The organism is Johannesbaptistia floridana (assembly GCF_057440575.1).
Genome location: NZ_JALKVM010000419.1, coordinates 1 through 5,098, shown reverse-complemented (window position 1 = coordinate 5,098; position 5,098 = coordinate 1). Strand labels below are relative to the sequence as shown.

Annotated in this window: 3 protein-coding genes; all 3 read left to right on the top strand. The window is 35.6% G+C overall.

The genetic code is table 11. The features are described from left to right. The first annotated feature begins 690 nt into the window (after positions 1-690). From MW688_RS24000 to MW688_RS23990, 3 genes are read left to right on the top strand one after another with little or no spacing between them, the layout of a single operon-like run. Complete coding sequence (locus tag MW688_RS24000; protein WP_486738539.1) at positions 691-1,563, top strand: ATP adenylyltransferase family protein; 873 nt, start codon at positions 691-693, stop codon at positions 1,561-1,563. Continuing rightward, entirely contained in the window at positions 1,560-2,411 is an 852-nt protein-coding gene (gene folP / locus MW688_RS23995) for a dihydropteroate synthase (RefSeq protein WP_486738538.1), read from the top strand. The genes MW688_RS24000 and folP overlap by 4 nt, the downstream gene beginning before the upstream one ends. 13 nt (positions 2,412-2,424) lie before the next feature. Then, positions 2,425-3,720, top strand: a complete 1,296-nt coding sequence (locus MW688_RS23990; RefSeq protein ID WP_486738537.1) for a glutamate-5-semialdehyde dehydrogenase — start codon at positions 2,425-2,427, stop codon at positions 3,718-3,720. Positions 3,721-5,098: the final 1,378 nt, after the last annotated feature.

Here is a 5,098-nt window from a genome sequence, read left to right as displayed (position 1 = left end):
GCAAGCCTTGCCTCAGAAGGGCGCAAGCCTTGCCTCAGAAGGGCGCAAGCCTTGCGCCCCTACTACGAATAAATTCTTTTTTTTGATTAATAAAATGATTTTTGGCAACCTGCTAGGGTAGCAATACTGCTTTTGTTAAGAGAAAATTATTGATTAGAGTAAGGTTGAAAGGAGATTAGGTACAAAGCCAAAAACCCCTCTCCCTGCTCCCGTGCTCCGGTGCTCCCTGCTTTCTCAGAAGGAATATGTTTGATTCTTATCCGAGCAGTATTGGCTAGGGTAGTCTACCGCAAATTAAGTATAAATACTTAAAAACAAAAATACTGAATACGCCTTTACTAGAAACCAATTTTTAAGCGCGATCGCATTAATTCTCTAACTCATATCAAGTTCGGGTGAATACTTATGATAAAAATGAGGTGAGGCACCGAGGCTCCGAGGCAGGAGGCTCCGAGGCAGGAGGCAGAAGGGAAGGAAGAAGGTATGAATGTCTAACTTTATCATAACTAATTAAACGGACATGATATCATTACTCATTACTCATTACTCATTACTCATTACTCATTATTCATTACTCATTATTCATCCACAACCAGTAACATTAGGTAAAGATGCAAGATCTGAGTATAATAGGACTTATTGGCATTGAAGCTTACTTAATTTAAAAAATTATTATATAAACAATAAACAATGAATAAAATTCTTTTTCCTGCTAATAGTTTTACCCAAAGATGTCAAGAACAAATAATCATCGCTAAACAAAAAGGCGCCTTACAACCAATTCCTACTGACTATTTAATTATAGAAGATGGTGGCATACCTTTTATTATAAGGATTGTTAAAAACTTAATTCGTAAAGAAAAAGCCAAAAAAAAAGAAGCAAAAAATCCTAACTTTGACCCTTTTTTACCCTACGATGTTGATTTATTTGTCACAGATATTTCTTCTACCCATTTATGTTTATTAAATAAATTCAATGTCATAGATGAACATTTACTTATAGTTACCCGAGAATTTGTCGAACAAACTAGTATATTAAATATAGAAGATTTTTTTGCCGTTTGGGCTGTATTAGCAGAATTTAACGGGTTAGTATTTTATAACTGTGGAGAAGTAGCTGGGGCTTCAGTAAGACATAAGCATTTACAAGTAGTGCCTAAACAATTAGCACCAGATCTTGCTAATATTCCTATTGAAACTATTATAAATAATTCAGATTTAGAAGAAACAAATAGTCAACTAAAATCCCTGAGTTTTAAACATGCTTATAGTCAGATAATGACTCCTTGGCAAGAATCTATCACAGAAGCAGCTAATTTAAGCTTAGAAATTTATCAAAAATTATTACATCAAGTAGATATAGCACCAGGAGAGCCATATAATTTATTAATGACTAGAGAATGGATGTTAATTATTCCTCGTTCTCACCCAAGTTATCAAAAGATTGGGATTAATTCTCTAGGTTTTGCTGGGGCAATACTGGTGAAAAATCAACAACAGTTAGAATTAGTTAAAACGGAGAAACCTTTAAAGATTTTAGAAGCTGTAGGGGTGAAAAAATGAATAACAATCAGCAAAGTTTACAAATAAGAGATAAAGCTTTTGTTTGGGGTAAAAAAACCTATTTAATGGCAGTGTTAAATGTAACGCCTGATAGCTTTAGTGATGGAGGTAAATTTAATACCCTAGACAGGGCTTTACAACAGGCAGAACACTTAGCAGCTTGTGGGGCTGATATCATTGATATAGGTGGACAATCAACACGCCCTGGAGCAGAAATAATACCTGTAGAAGTAGAATTAGAACGGGTGATTCCTGTAATTAAAGCAGTAAGAGAGGTTATAGATATACCAATTTCTATAGACACCACTAGGGCAGAAGTAGCTAAAGAAGCGGTAGCTGTGGGAGCAGATATAATTAATGATATATCTGGTGGAACTTATGACAGCAAAATGTTTCCTACAGCAGCTAAATTAAATGTACCAATAGTTTTGATGCACATTCGTGGTACTCCAAAAACTATGCAGCAACAAACCAATTATCAAGACTTAATTGAGGAAATTATCGCCTTTTTGAAACAACAGATTGATTTAGCCGTAGCCGCAGGAATCAAGAAATCTCAGATAGTTATTGATCCTGGTATCGGCTTTGCCAAAACTCATCAACAAAACTTAGAGATTTTGCGCAATTTACAAGCATTTGGGCAGTTAAATACTCCTATACTAGTGGGATCTTCTCGGAAACGCTTTATCGGAGAAATTATTGGTAGAGATAATCCTCAAGATAGAGTTTGGGGCACAGCCGCTACCTGTTGTGCAGCGATCGCCTCCGGTGCTGATATACTAAGAATCCATGACTTACCAGAGATGTATGATGTGTCTCGGGTAGCTGATGCAATTTGGCGTAACTAACTAGATAAAGATAATGAATGACAAATTTCTCGATTTAGAAATAATTGCTCGCAAAACAAAACAAGCAGCCCAAAGTCTGGCAACCCTATCAACAGCAGCCAGAAATGAAGCTTGTATAGCTATTGCCAATGCCTTGGCTTCATCAGAAGCAGAAATTATCGCCGCCAATCAAGAAGATTTAAAGGCAGCAAAAGAAGATAGTATTGGTGAGGCACTCTATGCCCGTTTGAAATTAGGAGAAAGTAAACTCGCAAGTGCGATCGCAGGAGTGAGACAAATAAGTCAACTAGATGATCCTGTAGGTAAACTGCAAATTAACCGCCAGTTAGATGATGGCTTAATTCTCACCAGAGTTACCTGCCCTTTGGGGGTATTAGGAGTCATTTTTGAAGCTCGCCCTGAGGCTTTGATTCAAATCACTACCCTAGCGATCAAGTCTGGCAATGGGGTTATCTTAAAAGGTGGTAAAGAGGCGATTCACTCCTGTCAAACTCTCACTAAAATAATTCACCATGCCTTGAGTCAAACAGCAGTAGATCCCTACGCCGTGCAATTACTCACCACAAGAGAAGAAATTCGAGGGTTATTATCTTTAGATAAGTATGTAGATTTAATTATTCCTCGGGGCTCTAATGCTTTTGTGAGTTATATTCAAAATAATACCCATATTCCTGTATTAGGTCATGCCGATGGTATTTGTCATCTCTACGTTGATCAAAAAGCTGATTTAAATAAAGCTGTAAAAATCGCTGTAGATGCTAAAACTCAATATCCAGCCGCATGTAATGCAATAGAAACTATGTTGGTACATAGGGAGATTGCTGCTGATTTTCTCCCTCTAGTAGCTTCAGCTATGAAGGAAAACCAGGTTAAACTTTTAGGGGATACAGCAACTCGGGAGTATATAAATATTGCTCCGGCTACTAAGACTGATTGGAGTACAGAGTACTGTGATTTGATTTTAGCAGTTAAAATTGTTGATTCCCCAGAAGAGGCGATCGCTCATATCAATGAATATGGTTCTCACCACACCGACGCTATCGTTACTGAAGATATAGATACAGCAGAAGCTTTCCTTAATCAAGTGAATGCTGCTGGAGTATTCCATAATTGTTCAACTCGTTTTGCTGATGGTTTTCGTTATGGTTTTGGGGCTGAAGTAGGTATTAGTACTCAAAAAATGCCTCCTCGCGGACCAGTAGGATTAGAAGGATTAGTTACCTATAAGTATCAATTAAGAGGAAATGGAGAGATTGTGGCTGATTATGCTGATAAGAAAGGAAAATCATTTAAACATCGAGATTTATAGGGCTTTTAGTCAAGAATGAATTTAGCTATAGTAGAGAGTTGAGCATCAATCCAAAAAGTCATGCTATTAATGGCGATCGCTCTTCTCCTAGTATATTTTTACTATATTTTCCTGAAGTTTAATATTCTACTTATTTATATTTACAAGAAATAGGGATTGCTTTTAATGCGCGATCGCTCTTTTTCTAGTATATATTTACTATATTTTCCTCAACTTTAACATGTTACTTATTTATATTTATAAGAAATAGGGATTGGTATTAATGGCGATCGCTCTTTTTCTAGTATATATTTACTATATTTTCCTCAACTTTAACATGTTACTTAGTTATATTTATAAGAGATAGGGATTGCTTTTAATGCGCGATCGCTTTTCTCCTAGTATACTTTTACTATATTTTCCTGAAGTTTAATATTCTACTTAGTTATATTTATACGAGATAGGAATTGGTATTAATGGCGATCGCTCTTCTCCTAGTATATTTTTACTATATTTTCCTCAACTTTAACATGTTACTTAGTTATATTTATAAGAGATAGGAATTGGTATTAATGGCGATCGCTTTTCTTTTAGTATATTTTTACTATAGCAGTGACCGCAGTGGTGTTAACAACATTTATCACTAACTTTTCCCCCCTTCCCCCCTTACCAAGGGGGGCTTTTCATCATTTTTGTCAACATCTATTGGCTCATTGCTATATATTTTCCTGAAGCTTAATATTCTACTTAGTTATATTTATAAGAAATAGGAATTGGTACTGATGGCGATCGCTCTTTTTCTAGTACATATTTACTATATTTTCCTCAACTTTAACATGTTACTTAGTTATATTTATAAGAGATAGGGATTGGTATTAATGGCGATCGCTTTTCTTTTCGTCTTACTATATTTTCCTCAACTTTAACATGTTACTTAGTTATATTTATAAGAGATAGGGATTGGTATTAATGGCGATCGCTCTTTTTCTAGTATATTTTTACTATATTTTCCTCAACTTTAACATGTTACTTAGCTATATTTATAAGAAATAGGAATTGGTATTAATGGCGATCGCTTTTCTCCTAGTATATTTTTACTATATTTTCCTCAACATAGGCACCATATAAACTGGCACCTCATATCAAGTTCGGGTGAATACTTACGATAAAAATGAGGTGAGGCAGGAGGCACCGAGGCAGGAGGCTCCGAGGAAAGGAAGAAGGTATGAAGGTAGAACTTTATCATAACTAATTAAACGGACATGATATTACTTAAAGACGTAAAGACGTAAAGACTCCAAAACTCCAAGACTTCAAGACTTCTTACTTCAAGACATCAAGACGTCAAGACTTTTTACTTCAAAACTCATTACTTCAAAACTCATTACTCATTATTCAT